Origin of the sequence: Caryophanon latum, assembly GCF_001700325.1 — a bacterium.
GTDB lineage: Bacteria > Bacillota > Bacilli > Bacillales_A > Planococcaceae > Caryophanon > Caryophanon latum.
Window position 1 is genome coordinate 43126 of the sequence record NZ_MATO01000034.1, and the last position, 14448, is coordinate 57573.

Genomic DNA, 14448 nt, shown 5'->3' on the forward strand with positions numbered 1-14448 from the left:
CGAAAAGGATGGTGAGCGAATGAACATCATTATAACAGACGAAGCATTTGCATGGTTTGTGCGCGAAATGGATGTAGAAGCGGGCGATACAATTCGCTTTTACGCGCGATACGGTGGCTCCTCGCCGTTTCACGAAGGCTTTTCGCTCGGCATGAACCGCGAAACACCGCACGAAATCGGGGTGCAAACGACGCGTGACAACATTCATTTCTTTATCGAAAAAAGCGACGAATGGTTTTTTAACGACCATGATTTACACGTCGCCGTCGATGCCGAGTTAGACGAATTGACGTACCGCTACGAAAAATAAAAAAACAAGTGTCATCAGGAAACAATTAATTTCCTAATGGCACTTGTTTGCGTTATGACTACGCTTCGTTTCGCGGACGCTTTGTCTTTGCGATTACTCGAGACAGCATTTCTGTAGGAACGGCTCGAGCCTTGCTAGCGCAAGTCTCTCGACACGTTCTGTTCCCATAGGAGTCGCCGCTTCACACGCTACGTCATCAAATTCTTTCCCTGAACTTCATCCGCTCAACGTTCAAAATTCACTTCTATTCCAAACTCTTTTTTATAAAAACACAAGCGCTGCTAATATAAGCGCAAGCACGATGCGGTAAATCGCAAACGGCACGAGCTTAATGCGCGAAATGAGCTTTAAGAAAAACTTAATCGAAATGAGCGCGAACACAAACGCTGTCACAAAGCCGACAACGTAAAACGACAAATGATCCATCGAAATGTGCTCCCAGTTTTTAAGAAGCGACACACCTGAAGCACCCATCATAATCGGCACTGCCATAATGAACGTGAAATCCGATGCCGTTTTATGATCTAGCCCAAGCAGTACCCCACCTGAAATCGTCGCACCTGAGCGTGAAAACCCTGGCCATAGCGACAAGCATTGAATCGCACCGATTTTTAACGCCTTCATGTAGCTAATATGATCTAGCGACGTAACTGCAGGTGTTTTCGGACCCATTTTATCCGCAACGATCATTAATACCGCTCCGACAAGCAAGCCGATAATGACCGTTTCAATGCTAAATAAATGCGTATCGATGAAATCCTCAAATAATAATCCGAACACACCGGCCGGTAAAATGCCGACGAATACGTGCAGCACGTTAAATTTCGTTGGCGAATCTCCCTCTATTTTATACAATCCAATTAAGCTTAAAATACGCTTCCACATGACGACAACAACAGCTAAAATCGAGCCGAGCTGAATGACAATTTTAAACGTATTAGCAGACGAGCTACCTAAAAATTCGTCCGTCTTTAGCCATAAATCATCAAAAATGATCATATGCCCTGTTGACGATACAGGCGCAAACTCGGTTAGTCCTTCAACAATACCAAGCATGAGCGCCTTCCACAATTCAAACCACTCCATGACGCTACTTCCTTTCTTTTATATATGTGCATATGTAGTATAACGCCATCTGTTCATAAAGTGTTGCACATATAAAAAAAGAGCGCTAAAGATTTACACTTTAGCACCATTTCGTTACGCATCTTTTGCGCGCCAAACAATTTCTAATACGCGCACAAATAAATTAATGAAATCTAAATATAAGTTTAATGCATGCACGACGACTTCCTGTTCTTCAATATGACCGTAGCGCATTTGATTAAAGTCATAAATCGTATACAGCACAAACAATAACACGACTGCACACGCAAAACCGAGCGCAACAACATTGCTTACTGGCACGCTTATAAAAATAAACATAAAAACAATTAATACAAGCAGCGCCGCAAATAAATAGCTCCCCATATGGTGAATGTCTGGCATCGCCCATCCGATAACGCCAAGCAGCACAAACATCGCAATCGTTGCGCCAAACACCGTTAACACAAGCTGCGTACCTAGCTGCTCGATATAAAACTGCGTCGTCCAAAATAGCGTAATTCCAATTAACACCGGTATTGCGTACGCCATCGCATTCAATATGCGCACCTTTCGCACAAAAATCATAATAATTAGTAATATAAACGTACCAATCGATACAGGTAACCGCACGCTCTCTGGCAACATCGAGCCGAGCCATAAGCCGACCGCCGTTAATGCCCACATGAGCGCAAACGTACGCATGACGCGGCGCATTATATGTTTTTGCCGTTGCTCCATCGCGAACACTCCTTATTTATACAAAATGAGTGCTGTGAATGCCAAAATCGTCGCACTATATTGAATTTCCATTACTTCAATCGACGGGTCCGATAAAAATTCATTCATTTTCTTGTCAAAGCCCGTTTCCGAATACGCTATAATTGTTTTTGCTTTCATCTGTAATAACTCCCCTTTTTATTAAGTACTACTATATACGGGCGATGTGACAGTTAGTTTCATATTTACGCAAAAAAACTGCCCGCTAGTTGCTCGGACAGTTTCGACATTTAAATATGATATTCGACATGCTCGTCTACATAATCCCATTCGTACGGCGTTTCTTGGTATACGTAGTAGTTTAACCAGTTTGAAAATAATAAATGCGAATGCGCGCGCCATGTGTTGAGCGGCACTTGCGTCGGATCGTCTTGTGGGAAATAGTTTTTCGGCACTTCAACGTTCGGGTCTTTTTCGATATCGCGGAAATATTCGTCCGATAACGTCGTCGCATCATATTCTAAATGCCCCGTTACCATAATGTCGCGCGTATCCTTTGACATGACGATAAATACGCCTGCATCGTCTGAATACGACAGTAAGTTTAAATACGGATGATTGCGCACTTCATCGATTGATACCGACGTATGACGTGAATGCGGTGCGACGTACGTATCGCTAAAGCCGCGTACTAAATCGACCGTTAAATCGGTAATGACGTGCGAATAGACGCCCGAGCACTTCGTCGGTAGCTCGTACTTACCGATGCCGTAATGGTAGTGTAGCGCTGCTTGTGCGCCCCAACAAATGTAAAGCGTCGACGTGACATTTTCCTTCGCCCAATCCATAATTTCGGTCATTTCCTGCCAATAGCTCACCGCTTCAAACTCCAACTTTTCAACTGGTGCGCCTGTGACGATCATGCCGTCAAAGCGACGCGTGCGAATGTCCGCAAACGTTTTATAAAACGCATCTAAATGGTTTTTGGAAACGTTTTTTGATTGATACGTCGCCGTGTTTAAAAACGTCACGTTCACTTGCAGCGGCGTGTTGCCGAGCAGTCGAAGCAGCTGTAGCTCCGTCTTTTCCTTTTCGGGCATTAAGTTCACGACTAAAATATTTAAAGGACGAATTTGTTGTGTTTTCGCACGGTCCTCCTCCATGACGAAAATTTTCTCTTTTCTTAGTAAAGCCCCTGCTGGCAAAGACTTTGGAATATTAATTGGCATCACAATTCCCCCCATAAATGACAATAAAAAAAGCGCTTATCTAAGAAAGATAAGAACGCGGTCGTTTCTTCTTTCTTATCTGTCTGGAATTAGCACCTTTCTACATAGTAGAGGTTGCTGAAGCGTCGCCGGGCCAAGTCCCTCAACTTCTCTTGATAAGCTCGTATTTATTTATAATAATGCATTTATACTATCATGTTTATGCAACTTTGACAACATTTAAAATTGTCTAATAAATTAGTCTAACGTTTTCAGTAACTTGCTGTTGCTCTTCACGTCGAGGCAGGCTTTCCGCGGGCGTGGCTTGAGCCTCCTCGCCGCATACGCGACTGCGGGGTCTCAAGTCTCACGCTTTTCCCGCTGGAGTCCGCCTCTCGTTTCGAGCCTCGTTCACATTCTAAATTTCAATCACCTTGTATATAGTAGCTAATAAATAAGCACTTTGGGGAGGTCGTCCAGTAGTAATCGGCTTTCCGCGCATTGCGGCTCGCTTTCATGGGGCTCGGGGGCGAACACGATGTTTGTTCTGAAGGGGTGCCACATGGACGTGGCGTTCTCCACCTTCCTCAAGCCTTCCGCGCCGCTCCTACGTCGTGTCTTACGGGGTCTTGAGGCACGAGCTTTTCCCCAAGGAGTCTCGCCGCGCGCGTCCAGCCATTAATAAATCCGTTAATGATTCAACCTGTATCGTAGTATTCAAATAGTTAACTCATAAATATAGCAATTGAACGCTTGAATATAACATGAGGACAGTATCGTTCTGACGTGTAGGCGGCGACTTCTGCGGGACAAGCGCTAGCCGAAAATCCATTTTTGGCGGCTCGTCCGACAAAAATTAGTTGAGGCAGCGCCCGCGAAAAGCGTCCGCCGAAACAAAAGAACGGTTACCATGTGAAGTTCATTGTGTATATATTCATTATTTACTGTTTCTAAAGCTTACTTCTCCGCTTTAATCTCATGATACAGCGCATCCCACTCCGGTGCGATTTTTGAAAATGCGACGGGGCGGAACGTATCTTTTTTCACGACGGTGTGCGTAGATTGCCCTGTTACTGCAATTGTGCCGTCTTCGTGCACGATTTCGTAGCCGTATGTTGTGCGCACGCGCGAATGCTCCTGCACCCACGTACGAACGATCGCTTTTTGTCCGTAGCGCACCGGCGTTTTGTAATCGACGTGAATGTTGAGTACTGGCGATAAGTAGCCTTCCTTTTCTAAATCGGCATACTTATAGCCGAGCTGCTCGATTAGCTTCGTGCGCCCTACTTCCATCCAAATGACGTAATTTGCATGATAGACGACGCCCATTTGATCGGTTTCAGCGTAGCGCACATCGATTGTTGTTTCGTTTATTACCATTTCCCTCACCTCTTGCTGTATCATACCGCGAATTGCGTCGTCGTGCAGTACGATTCGTAAAAGCGCGCATAAATTGGTCGTTTTCTCGCGCCACGACACACGAAAACTTTCATAGGCGTGCTACTTCTTTTTTGCTCGAAGCTATGGTATGATGGACGTTGATTATAAAAGAGGACGTGAATGTTTTGATTAAAATTGATATGCCAAAACCAGACGTAGTAATTCGTCAACGCGAGCAAGTGATTAAACCAGGCGATGTAGAAATTCCACCGTATTACGGATTTATCGACTTCCATAAAATTACGCGCGAAAAAGGCGGCTTATTTTTCCTATACAACGCAGCGAATGAATTATTATTCGTAGGAAAAGCACGCAAAGTTCGTCAGCGCATTAAAAAATATTTCGATGGTAACGTAGCACCGTTAAACAACCATAAACACGAAGTACACAAAATCGAAGTGTACGAAATTGAAGACCCAATGGAGCGCGAAATTTACGAAACGTATGCGATCAACAAATTCCGTGCGAAATACAACACAGAAAAAGTATTTTTCGAAGCAGAATAATATTGAAAAGCGCTAGAGGAGTTCATTCCTTTAGCGCTTTTTTCGTTCATCATTTCTTCATATCGAGGCAGGCGTGGCGTGAGCTTAAATTTTATGCGCCGCTGAAGTCCGCCTGTTCCCCATTGTAAACTTTAATGTTCATACGCCATCGTGACTCGCCGCACGCTCCTTGCCATAACAATGCAGCTATATACAAATGACTAATTAACAAACTTCTTTCCGTTATACTTCGTCGCTAAATTGCTCATGAGCACGTTTTGCATCGTCACTGGCAACTGCTGAAGCTCTGTTCGTTGCGCATCCCAATAAAAGGCGATGCGCTTGTATGACGGCGTGATCACGTTTTGTAGTGGATGCGTCGTCACACCCGTCTCGAAATCGCGCTCGTACACTAAATGACCATTTTGCTCGTAAAAGCTCGTGACGTTTGGCAATACATATTCGACGTCATTTGTCGTAACGTTCCAGCGCATTACGGCGGCCGTGTCCGCATCGATGTAATATAAATAAACATCGCTCATATATAAATTCGTCCCGGCAATGTCAACGGGCATATCGACTTGTTCCATCGTGCTTTTTAAAAAGCGATGAATCGTGCCAATTGGCGACTCGGCATAAATGTAGCGTTCGTCATGCGCCATCGTTTTGTAGCTTGTAAGCACCTCGTATTTAATGCCGTGCGCCTGCGGTAAACTGTATGCTTCGCGCTCATGGTCGTCATGAATGAGCTCATCAGACATCATGTAATTGTACGAAGCGGCACCTTTTACCGGCTCGATCGGATCTGACCACGTCGTATCAACGTTGACCCACGCACCGTCCATGTATACTAAATTCCAAGCGTGCTGCTCGGTCGTACCGTCTTCATGCGTTATGTAGCCAAGCACGTAATGTACTTTCATGCCAAGACGTTCTAGCAGCTCGCCGGTCATGAGCGCATACGCTTGACATACACCGAAGCCATCCGTCATAAACGCAACGTGCGAGTGCGGCGTCGTCATCGTGTCGTACGAATAGCCGTAATATCGCTGCACGTAATCGGTCACGTACAGCACTTTATCTAAATCGGTATACGCTACTTTCGCAATTTGCGCCGCGACGTCATCTTCTAGTGCCCATACTTGTTCGACGTCCTCATACGGCACATCGACGTTTAACTCAAATAAGTTCATGTACGTAATGAACTCGCCGTTTTCTTTTTGGTCAATGTAATACGTCGTGTATTCCGCTGGGTAACCGCCAATTAAATCGCCGCTCGTTTGAAACGACATGTAAAAGCCGTCGATCCACCCTTGGAACGCCTCGTTAATTTCGCGCTCCGTTAGCTGTGCCGCATTGTCTACGTGAAGCGTCACTGCGTACGGCGTTTCAAAAATACCTTGTTTATAATGATGCGTTATTAAATTCGTCAGCTCACCGTGCCCGCCAATAACCGTGTACGCATTGCCATCGCGGTCTTGTATGTCCTCCGCCTGTGCGTGCGGCGCCATCAAACTGCCGAACATCGCGAAGCATAACAGCATTCGTTTCAAAAAATCACAGCCTTTACTCTTAGTTCTGTAGCTTATTATAGGCAAAAGCATGGCACTTTAAAAGCAATTACCTTTACGAAAAAAGGCGCGGTGTATGTGCTACACCACGCCCGAGCTTAAAATACTTGCTCATTTTTCGTATATTTTTGCGTCATTAAGCTGACGATAATGAAGATGACAAATGATGCCACAACCGGAATCGTCACCGTATGCATACCAAAGACGTGCTGGTGGAAGCGGTCGATGTAAACGTATAGCACTAAGCCGGTTGCCATCGAAGCAAACGCGCCGTACTTATTTGCTTTCTTCCAATAAAGTCCTAGCACAACTGCCCATAAAAACGAGGCCTCTAAGCCACCGAACGCAAATAAGTTAATCCAAATTAAAAACTCTGGTGGATTTAATGCAAATAATACGACCGATACACCAACGACCGTCGTCACGATAAAGCTTAAACGTTTAATTTCCGCATCTTGTGCAGTCGGCTTAATGAAGTTTAAGTACACATCTTTAATGACCGTCGAGCTCACTAAAATGAGGAGCGCGTTCACCGTTGACATAATGGCCGCCATTGGAGCAGCTAACACAATACCTGCTAAAATCGGCGGTAAAATTTCAAGCGTTAACGTCGGCATGACTTTATCGCCAATTTCAATGCCCGGCATGACGGCACGACCGAACACACCGATTAAGTGCATGCCAAACATAACCGTCGCAATGCCGATTGTGCCAATAATAATCGCACGGTGCATCCCTTTTGAATCTTTGTAGCTCATCGCACGCACTGCAATTTGCGGCAGCCCGATAACCCCGATCCCGATTAAAATCCAAAACGTCGATACGTAAAGCGGCGTTAAATTACCTTCTGCCCCAAACGGTGTCACAAACTGCGGGTTTTCCGCAACGAGCGTCGTCATAATGGCCGACACGCCGCCTCCTTCAATGACAACGGCCACAAGTAAAATGACCGTCCCGATGACCATGACCGTTCCTTGCAGCGCATCCGTTAGCGCAACTGCCGCAAAGCCTCCGATAATGACATATAACAGCACCGCCACCGCGAAAATGATGAGCGCAGCACGGTAGTTTAATCCTGTTAACGATTCAATTAAACGCGCACCACCGACCCATTGTGCGGTCATCGCTGCGAATAAAAACACCATAATTGCAAGCGCCGATAATAGCACGATCGCATTCGAGTTGTAGCGCGCCTTTAAAAAGTCGATGAGCGTAATCGCTTCGTATTTGCGCGAAATAATCGCAAACTTTTTCCCTAAAATCATTAAGACGAAATAACCTGCTGGTAGCTGAGCCATCGCAAGTAGCACCCAGCCAAGTCCGGTATTATATGCAACGCCCGGTCCACCGATGAAGCTTGAGGCACTGCCGTACGTCGCCATCATCGTCATTGCGAGCAGGAAGCCACCCATCTCACGCCCGCCTAAAAAATATTCCGATAAAAACGACTCCGATTGACGCACGCGCATGTTCGCCCAAATGCCAATGCCAAAAATGAGCACTAAAAATACAACGAGTGGTAAAATGACTTGCCAATGCATTATTGTTCATCCTCCCCATCTAGCGGTACTTCCGTAAAGAACAGCTTCATCACAAGCCAAATTAACACAATCATTACAATCGTTGTGACAATACAGCTATAAAAAAACCATGCAGGGAAGCCGAATACATATGTATACTGTGTCGGATCGCCGCTTCCTAAGCCATACGCAAAGCCGTACCAAAGCGCAAAGTTCACGATGACGAGTCCGACGCCAATCCATGCTTCCTTATGCGCAATTTTAAACCGTGAATCCATATTCACCACACCTTTTTCTAATTTGTTGTACGTATAAGAAACACTTAAAACTTTCCACATCATTCCTACGTACACTGTAGTATACTATATATACATGCATTGCAACATTCCACTTATTTTAAACAAAATAAAGGATGATTAATATGATTCAACAGCTTCATTATATTCAGCACACGAAAACGAGTATTTTATTAGTTGAGGATGCGTATTACGAACGCTTTATTAACGACTGTAAGCAATATCCACATTACTTAAACTTAATACCTGAAACATTGCGAGATAGCATTCATCATCTGAACTTAATTCGTGATTTGTATTTCGCCTTGCGCACGGAGCAGCAATTTTTATCGAATCCGAATTTAAGCATGATTTACGTGCTGCGCTACACGTTAGTAACCGAGCTTTCGCAGCTGCCAAAGTTTCAAATGCTACAAGCGATTTGTAAACGCACGCCACACGTATCGTTGCTCATAGCGATTATCGTTGCGACGACCGCTGACGAGGAGCTTGCGACGCTCGTTACGGATCAATCCGAAGCGCACATTCAAGAAAGCTTTGCGTTCATCAACCAATTCCCGTCGCTCGACATTTTATTTTTATATGACGAGCAAGGCGACTTGCAAAATACATATCCGAAGCAGCTAGCTAAAGCACAGGCTGTAACCGCTAATTTATTTCGCTCGACCATTCGCGAACAACAGCAGCAATTTCAAAAACGGCTACAAACAATTGCATCCTTTACACAGTATTATGTATCATTACGAAAGTAGGTGACACGTATGATGATTGTTCACAAAAATGATAAGTTAACCGATGCCTTTTTATTGCAGCAAGATGGCAAATATTTAGAGGCGATTCAGCACGCGCAAGCACAGCTCGTCAAAGCAAAAGTGAATATGAACGTGCGCGATATGCTCGATGCGTATGTCGATTTGTATTATTGTTACTTCAACGAGCTGCTGTTTGAGGAAGCACTACAAGTATACGAGGCACATAAAAAACTATTTATTACGACGAACGACCGCGCCGATGTGATGTACCATTACGTCATGTCGTACATGCTGTATGACGTCACGAAGCAATACGATGCAGGCATTGATGCACTGAAAAAAGCGCTCGCTATCGCCACGTCCATTCAGGCGCATCATATCGTCGGCTTAGCGAACTGCTTTATCGGCGCATTGTATACACGTAAAAAACAGCATAATGAAGCGCTCGATTACGGCACGTTAGGTGTAGCATACATTCGCACATTCGCCCCAAATTTAACATTTTATACGCTGCAATGTGAAATTTGTTTAGCGCAAATTGCGACGTCTGCCCATGCCTTTGAGCAAGCAGCCAAAATTATTGACACAATCGATCTGTTGCAAACGCTCGACAAACACCAAACGCTTTATTTACAGTTTTTATTCGTAAAAATGCGTTATTTATACGTAACAAATCAGCTCGACGTGGCACAAACATTTCGCGAAACGCTCATTGCAACAGTTGCTTCGACAAATGATCACGTTGTAGCGAAACTGCTCGTGCCGACGATTAAAAATGCACTTAAACATCTCCCATTGCAACAGGAGCTTGATTTTTGGGAAAACTATGAGCAAACGCTTCAGCTGGCCGTCACGAATGAAACGCGCTCGATTTTAAAAGCGTTTTCCTTGCAACAGCAAACGCTTTTATCCGAAGATCACGAGGAGCAAACGTTGCTGCCAAAATCGCTATTTTTCGACCGCGGGCAATCGCTATTTGAATTAGCAACTAAGCCACTGCTGCTATTAATATGCCAAATGGATACAACTGATTTCTCGGAGCAAAAACGGTCGTATTTCCAGTTTCATATGCTCCAGCAAGCACTCGACCAATTTATGCATCAATTTGACACGCAACATTACATTAGCTGTCATTTAACGCCGCATAAATTCGCTGTGCTGTTTGAATATGACGCGGCTGATGTAACCCATTTACATTTGCCAAAAACGTTGTCGATGGAACTGCTCGGTAAAACGCAAAACTATCCGCTTTATTTTTCATACACGAGCACGTTAACGAGCCGCTCGAACAGCTTTTTAGAAATGTATCATTTAACGGAATCAAGGCTATATCAGCTCGTATTTCATTAAAAAAAGGAGTTGCCCGAAAATTTTTCGAGCAGCTCCTTTTATACGTTGTAGTGCGGTACGTCTAGCTGTAATCGTTCCGTTGCACATACTAATACGACAGACGAAGGCCCACACGTCACGTCGAGCGCAACAGGAAGCGCTGGCACTTCATGAAAGAAGCGGCGACATTCGTGCGCAAGCCCTTTTGAACCAGTCGGCCATACGTGCGTAATGATACCTTGCTGCCATAACGCATAAATGCCAGCAAGCGGCGCCACTTCATGCGGATGGTCGAGTATACTTTGACCGACGTGTGGATGCCCGATGACGTAGCGATATTGTCCACGCGTTCGCGGTGCTTGCAGCGTGCCAATTGCGGTAATCGTCAGCGCGGATTGCTGCGTCTCCATGTTCGTCTCGGTGCTCGCTACGTACGGTGGCATCGCTTCTTCAACTTCGGTAAACACGCTGCGAATGCCTTCGATGTACGGCGTAAACGCATCTTTCCCTGAGCCGTTTCCGACCGTTATACATTGAATGCGCGCATTGGCACACATTTGCTCAAGCAGCAGCACGCGCATCGTATACGCCGCCACTAACGCGTCTGGTGCACGCACTACATCAAGCGGCTTTTCCCCAATGGCAACCGAGTTATCGACTGCTACGACAAGGTCATTTTGAATGTACGCATTTCTCACGCCGCATGCACACCTTTACGTGCAAATACTTTTTGCAAAATCGGCATTAAGATCGCTGCTAGCACTAAGTTCAGTACAGTCGCTAGCACAATTCCTGGTGTAGCCGAAATGTAAAATGCCGGTGAAATGAGGAAATAAAACGGAAGCGGCGATAAAATCCCGTTACTAATTAATGCCCACACCCATTTTAACGTATGCTGTCCGCGACGGTGAAGCAGCGCAAACACCGATACGACGATAAACATCGCACCTGCAATAATGAAGTGAAACGGTCCAAGCGGCATGCCCGACGTTAGCGCCGTTAACATATGCCCAATCCCCCCTGCAATTCCTGCGTAAAGCGGCGGTAAAAACACCGCACTAATAAACGCTGGTGCTGCGTCTAATGCAGCGGTCGTTGAAAATACCGGAATTTTAATGAGCGCGCCAATTGCACAAAGCGCCATGACCATCGCTGTTAATGTTAATCGTTTTGTATGTTGCATCTATTCTCCCCCTTTGATCGTTTGTGGCAAGCCGTACCAAATTTGCGTGACGTTTTTTGCACGCTGCACGAGTAGCTGATACAGTCGTCCTGCACAGTCTCGCTGAAAACGCGCCTCTTTTTGTAGCGGCACAACCCCTCTTGATATGTCGTTGCCAATGACGATGACGTTTGCAACTGCTGCTAACGTCTCTAGTTGCTCGACGATACGCATCGCCTCTAGTCGTTCATCTGCTTGTAGCGTCACGCATTGCTCGATATGACGAACGATAATCGTTTGCCCGCGCACTTCTTCAACAGCTGGAATATGCGCTGTCAATAATCGTGCATCTGGCGCTAGCTGTTTTGCATAAGCTGTTTTGCCGTTATACGCCCCTCCGAAAATGAAGTGCATGGCGCTCCCTCCTTCAACTGTTCGATTGTATCCCACGTAAATGTGTACAGCGTGTTATGCGTCGCCGTTGCTTGCTGAAACGTCGCCACGCCGCAAAGCTCCTGCATGTACCGAATGACCCCACCGTGCACGACGAATACGTATTGCCCATTTTGTGACACGATGTCATATATTGCATGGCGAACGCGTGCTGTAAACTGTGAAAATGGCTCTCCGTTTGGCGGCGTCACGTTCATCGGGTCATCAATCCACGCACGGTAGCACGCATCACCTTTTAACTGTTCATACGTCTTCATTTCAAAATCGCCAAAATGCAGCTCACATAAACGCGCATCGGCTACGTACACCGCGTTCGGAAAATAAAGATTTGCCGTTTGACGACAGCGCTGTAGCGTGCTGCCATATACGGTGAACGCCGCTTCTGTAACCGGTTCTCTATCGATCAGGACAATCGGATCATCCGTTTGCCCGACGTATTTTCGCTCCACATTGCCTGCTGTTTTTTCGTGACGCATTAATTGCACAACAACACGACGAACCATAAAAGCACCTCCATACTCGTTACGTACGCTCCGATTAAGTCACCTGACACCCCTCCGAAATTACGCACGCAAAATACACGATACACAAACGTTGCAACTAACAATACAACAGGCACCGCTAACAGCACCAGCTGCCATAACGAAAGTAGCACGACGATTAGAAGCGCCATGACGCCCACTGTAATACCGAGCTTTTTCACATCGACAACTTTGCGGAAAAACGCCGCAATGCCTGTTTCTTTCGCAAGTGGCATCGCCGAAAAGCAATAAAGCGCCCCGATTCGTACGAGCATTGGAACGATGACGAGTGCAAGCCACTGCCCACCGATCACGAGCTCATGTACGATCGCTAGCTGCATGAGCACAATCGCAACTAAGCTCATTGCCCCGAATGCACCAACTCGCGGATCATCTAAAATGGCCACGCGCTTTTCCATATCGCGGTACGAGAAAAATGCATCGCCCATATCGACAAAGCCGTCCATATGTAAGCCACCTGTGTACGTCGCATGCAGTAAAATAAAGAAGATGGCGACAAATAGCGCGCTAAACTCCGTATACGTCATCAGCTGTAAAAACGCTACGTCTAAACAGCCAATGAGCAATCCGATCACCGGAAAGCAGCTATACATCATCGTCGCATTTTTCGTATGTAAATCAAATTGCCGCGTAATCGGCACAATCGTAAAAAACTGTAACGCTAATAAAAATCCTTGCACGTTGAAGCTCCTTTCCACTGCGTCACATGTGAAAACGTACATTCATACGCCGCTTCACTTTCCGCAACGAGCCATTGGTGTAACTCCCCTAACAGTCGTTTGTAACGCTCGGTCTCCTCGTACGGTGACAGCTGCTCATACAACACTTCATTGGACACGATGACGATGCGTCCACGTAACGATTGTACGATGCGCTTCAATGTCGCAATGTACGCATCGACGCGCTGTGGCTCTTTATATAATACATTATTTAACCACGTCGTCACACATTCGAATAAAACGACGTGCTCTGTATGACATAGCGGTGTTACATCGTACGGCACTTCAATCGTTTCCCAACAATCGTTTGCACGGTCTTGCTGATGATGCACGATGCGACTTGCCATTTCCGCATCAAATGCTACAGATGTCGCAGCATATAAACGCGGCAGTTTCATATGCTCCGCGCGCGCAATTGCTATTTTTTCGGCAAACGCGCTTTTGCCACTGCGCACCCCACCTGTAATGAAAATCATACGCTCCCTCCTTTACTGCATTAGTGTATCACATTTTGCAGCACGTGTTCATGAACAAATTCCATAAAAAATAAGCTACGTAAACGACTCCTCTGAGTAGTTTACGTAGCTTATTTGTGTACGGCATCTTCAGTCATGTACAGTTACGATCCTTTCATACGCTTCGTTTTGTTTGCTGCAATAATACATGCTTTTCCACTAGCTGTACGTTATGCTCATATCGTCGCTCCGGTGCTTCGACGTGCTTGTTGTAACGCTCTGGGTAACGAACGAATAAAAGCCATGCTGTAAATAATACGAGTAAAATAAATGCGCTAAATACGTATACGTTGAACATCTTTCCCACCTCCTTCGATTTTTTACGCTTGTTCATGCGAAAAAG

19 protein-coding genes and 1 riboswitch are annotated in these 14448 nt (G+C 45.6%); of the genes, 4 read left to right on the plus strand and 15 right to left on the minus strand.

Annotated features, from left to right (window positions below; genetic code table 11):
* The first annotated feature begins 19 nt into the window (after window positions 1–19).
* Entirely contained in the window at window positions 20–310 is a 291-nt protein-coding gene (locus A6K76_RS08565; protein WP_066464098.1) for a HesB/YadR/YfhF family protein, read from the plus strand.
* A gap of 261 nt (window positions 311–571) precedes the next feature.
* On the opposite strand, the gene A6K76_RS08570 is transcribed toward A6K76_RS08565, so the two are convergent.
* From A6K76_RS08570 to A6K76_RS08585, 5 genes are all read right to left on the minus strand, one after another.
* The gene (locus tag A6K76_RS08570) at window positions 572–1396 is read right to left on the minus strand and encodes an undecaprenyl-diphosphate phosphatase (protein ID WP_066464100.1); all 825 of its coding nucleotides are present in this window, start codon (window positions 1394–1396) and stop codon (window positions 572–574) included.
* A 114-nt stretch (window positions 1397–1510) separates the two neighbouring features.
* Complete coding sequence (locus A6K76_RS08575; protein ID WP_083995351.1) at window positions 1511–2134, minus strand: Bax inhibitor-1/YccA family protein; 624 nt, start codon at window positions 2132–2134, stop codon at window positions 1511–1513.
* Window positions 2135–2146: 12 nt separating this feature from the next.
* Window positions 2147–2293, minus strand: a complete 147-nt coding sequence (locus A6K76_RS16770; protein ID WP_169817998.1) for a hypothetical protein — start codon at window positions 2291–2293, stop codon at window positions 2147–2149.
* A gap of 110 nt (window positions 2294–2403) precedes the next feature.
* Window positions 2404–3342 carry a homoserine O-acetyltransferase MetA gene (metA, locus tag A6K76_RS08580; protein ID WP_066464101.1) on the minus strand — a complete coding sequence of 313 codons (939 nt, stop codon included), beginning with the start codon at window positions 3340–3342 and terminating at the stop codon, window positions 2404–2406.
* Between the two features lie 72 nt (window positions 3343–3414).
* Window positions 3415–3504: riboswitch (SAM riboswitch) on the minus strand.
* A 774-nt stretch (window positions 3505–4278) separates the two neighbouring features.
* Window positions 4279–4701: an acyl-CoA thioesterase gene (locus A6K76_RS08585; protein ID WP_066464102.1), complete on the minus strand. Its 423-nt coding sequence runs from the start codon at window positions 4699–4701 to the stop codon at window positions 4279–4281.
* A gap of 185 nt (window positions 4702–4886) precedes the next feature.
* Between A6K76_RS08585 and A6K76_RS08590 the strand changes: the two genes are divergently transcribed.
* Window positions 4887–5267, plus strand: a complete 381-nt coding sequence (locus A6K76_RS08590) for a GIY-YIG nuclease family protein (protein ID WP_066464107.1) — start codon at window positions 4887–4889, stop codon at window positions 5265–5267.
* A 200-nt stretch (window positions 5268–5467) separates the two neighbouring features.
* On the opposite strand, the gene A6K76_RS08595 is transcribed toward A6K76_RS08590, so the two are convergent.
* From A6K76_RS08595 to A6K76_RS08605, 3 genes are all read right to left on the minus strand, one after another.
* A complete protein-coding gene (locus A6K76_RS08595; protein ID WP_066464108.1) occupies window positions 5468–6790 on the minus strand; it encodes a transglutaminase domain-containing protein in 1323 nt (440 codons plus the stop codon).
* A gap of 125 nt (window positions 6791–6915) precedes the next feature.
* Window positions 6916–8358 (minus strand): sodium/pantothenate symporter, encoded by a 1443-nt coding sequence (panF, locus tag A6K76_RS08600; RefSeq protein ID WP_066464112.1) that lies wholly within the window; start codon window positions 8356–8358, stop codon window positions 6916–6918.
* A complete protein-coding gene (locus A6K76_RS08605; protein ID WP_066464114.1) occupies window positions 8358–8615 on the minus strand; it encodes a YhdT family protein in 258 nt (85 codons plus the stop codon). Before A6K76_RS08605 ends, panF begins: the two co-directional genes overlap by 1 nt.
* A gap of 143 nt (window positions 8616–8758) precedes the next feature.
* On the opposite strand from A6K76_RS08605, the gene A6K76_RS08610 reads away from it, so the two are divergent.
* On the plus strand, window positions 8759–9385 hold the full coding sequence (locus tag A6K76_RS08610; RefSeq protein WP_066464116.1) for a hypothetical protein: 627 nt from the start codon (window positions 8759–8761) through the stop codon (window positions 9383–9385).
* Between the two features lie 9 nt (window positions 9386–9394).
* Entirely contained in the window at window positions 9395–10735 is a 1341-nt protein-coding gene (locus A6K76_RS08615; protein WP_139108672.1) for a tetratricopeptide repeat protein, read from the plus strand.
* Window positions 10736–10773: 38 nt separating this feature from the next.
* On the opposite strand, the gene A6K76_RS08620 is transcribed toward A6K76_RS08615, so the two are convergent.
* The 7 genes from A6K76_RS08620 to A6K76_RS08650 form a co-directional block, all read right to left on the minus strand.
* Window positions 10774–11412 (minus strand): hypothetical protein, encoded by a 639-nt coding sequence (locus A6K76_RS08620; protein WP_066464120.1) that lies wholly within the window; start codon window positions 11410–11412, stop codon window positions 10774–10776.
* Window positions 11409–11897, minus strand: coding sequence for an ECF transporter S component (locus tag A6K76_RS08625; protein WP_066464121.1), 489 nt, complete (start codon window positions 11895–11897; stop codon window positions 11409–11411). The genes A6K76_RS08620 and A6K76_RS08625 overlap by 4 nt, the downstream gene beginning before the upstream one ends.
* Entirely contained in the window at window positions 11898–12290 is a 393-nt protein-coding gene (locus A6K76_RS08630) for a bifunctional adenosylcobinamide kinase/adenosylcobinamide-phosphate guanylyltransferase (RefSeq protein WP_066464123.1), read from the minus strand.
* Entirely contained in the window at window positions 12233–12832 is a 600-nt protein-coding gene (locus A6K76_RS08635; protein ID WP_066464125.1) for a histidine phosphatase family protein, read from the minus strand. The genes A6K76_RS08630 and A6K76_RS08635 overlap by 58 nt, the downstream gene beginning before the upstream one ends.
* On the minus strand, window positions 12805–13551 hold the full coding sequence (locus tag A6K76_RS08640) for an adenosylcobinamide-GDP ribazoletransferase (RefSeq protein WP_169818000.1): 747 nt from the start codon (window positions 13549–13551) through the stop codon (window positions 12805–12807). Before A6K76_RS08640 ends, A6K76_RS08635 begins: the two co-directional genes overlap by 28 nt.
* Window positions 13533–14066 (minus strand): bifunctional adenosylcobinamide kinase/adenosylcobinamide-phosphate guanylyltransferase, encoded by a 534-nt coding sequence (locus A6K76_RS08645; RefSeq protein WP_066464129.1) that lies wholly within the window; start codon window positions 14064–14066, stop codon window positions 13533–13535. Before A6K76_RS08645 ends, A6K76_RS08640 begins: the two co-directional genes overlap by 19 nt.
* A gap of 154 nt (window positions 14067–14220) precedes the next feature.
* Entirely contained in the window at window positions 14221–14403 is a 183-nt protein-coding gene (locus A6K76_RS08650) for a hypothetical protein (protein WP_066464133.1), read from the minus strand.
* Window positions 14404–14448: the final 45 nt, after the last annotated feature.

Coding starts and splice junctions, on each gene's coding strand:
- A6K76_RS08595 (WP_066464108.1), bottom strand. CDS start 6,790: ATGCTGTTATGCTTCGCGATGTTCGGCAGTTTGATGGCGCCGCACGCA.
- A6K76_RS08610 (WP_066464116.1), top strand. CDS start 8,759: ATGATTCAACAGCTTCATTATATTCAGCACACGAAAACGAGTATTTTA.
- A6K76_RS08645 (WP_066464129.1), bottom strand. CDS start 14,066: ATGATTTTCATTACAGGTGGGGTGCGCAGTGGCAAAAGCGCGTTTGCC.
- A6K76_RS08585 (WP_066464102.1), bottom strand. CDS start 4,701: ATGGTAATAAACGAAACAACAATCGATGTGCGCTACGCTGAAACCGAT.
- A6K76_RS08570 (WP_066464100.1), bottom strand. CDS start 1,396: ATGGAGTGGTTTGAATTGTGGAAGGCGCTCATGCTTGGTATTGTTGAA.
- A6K76_RS08650 (WP_066464133.1), bottom strand. CDS start 14,403: ATGTTCAACGTATACGTATTTAGCGCATTTATTTTACTCGTATTATTT.
- panF (WP_066464112.1), bottom strand. CDS start 8,358: ATGCATTGGCAAGTCATTTTACCACTCGTTGTATTTTTAGTGCTCATT.
- metA (WP_066464101.1), bottom strand. CDS start 3,342: ATGCCAATTAATATTCCAAAGTCTTTGCCAGCAGGGGCTTTACTAAGA.
- A6K76_RS08565 (WP_066464098.1), top strand. CDS start 20: ATGAACATCATTATAACAGACGAAGCATTTGCATGGTTTGTGCGCGAA.
- A6K76_RS08615 (WP_139108672.1), top strand. CDS start 9,395: ATGATGATTGTTCACAAAAATGATAAGTTAACCGATGCCTTTTTATTG.
- A6K76_RS08575 (WP_083995351.1), bottom strand. CDS start 2,134: ATGGAGCAACGGCAAAAACATATAATGCGCCGCGTCATGCGTACGTTT.
- A6K76_RS08635 (WP_066464125.1), bottom strand. CDS start 12,832: ATGGTTCGTCGTGTTGTTGTGCAATTAATGCGTCACGAAAAAACAGCA.
- A6K76_RS08630 (WP_066464123.1), bottom strand. CDS start 12,290: ATGCACTTCATTTTCGGAGGGGCGTATAACGGCAAAACAGCTTATGCA.
- A6K76_RS08605 (WP_066464114.1), bottom strand. CDS start 8,615: ATGGATTCACGGTTTAAAATTGCGCATAAGGAAGCATGGATTGGCGTC.
- A6K76_RS08625 (WP_066464121.1), bottom strand. CDS start 11,897: ATGCAACATACAAAACGATTAACATTAACAGCGATGGTCATGGCGCTT.
- A6K76_RS16770 (WP_169817998.1), bottom strand. CDS start 2,293: ATGAAAGCAAAAACAATTATAGCGTATTCGGAAACGGGCTTTGACAAG.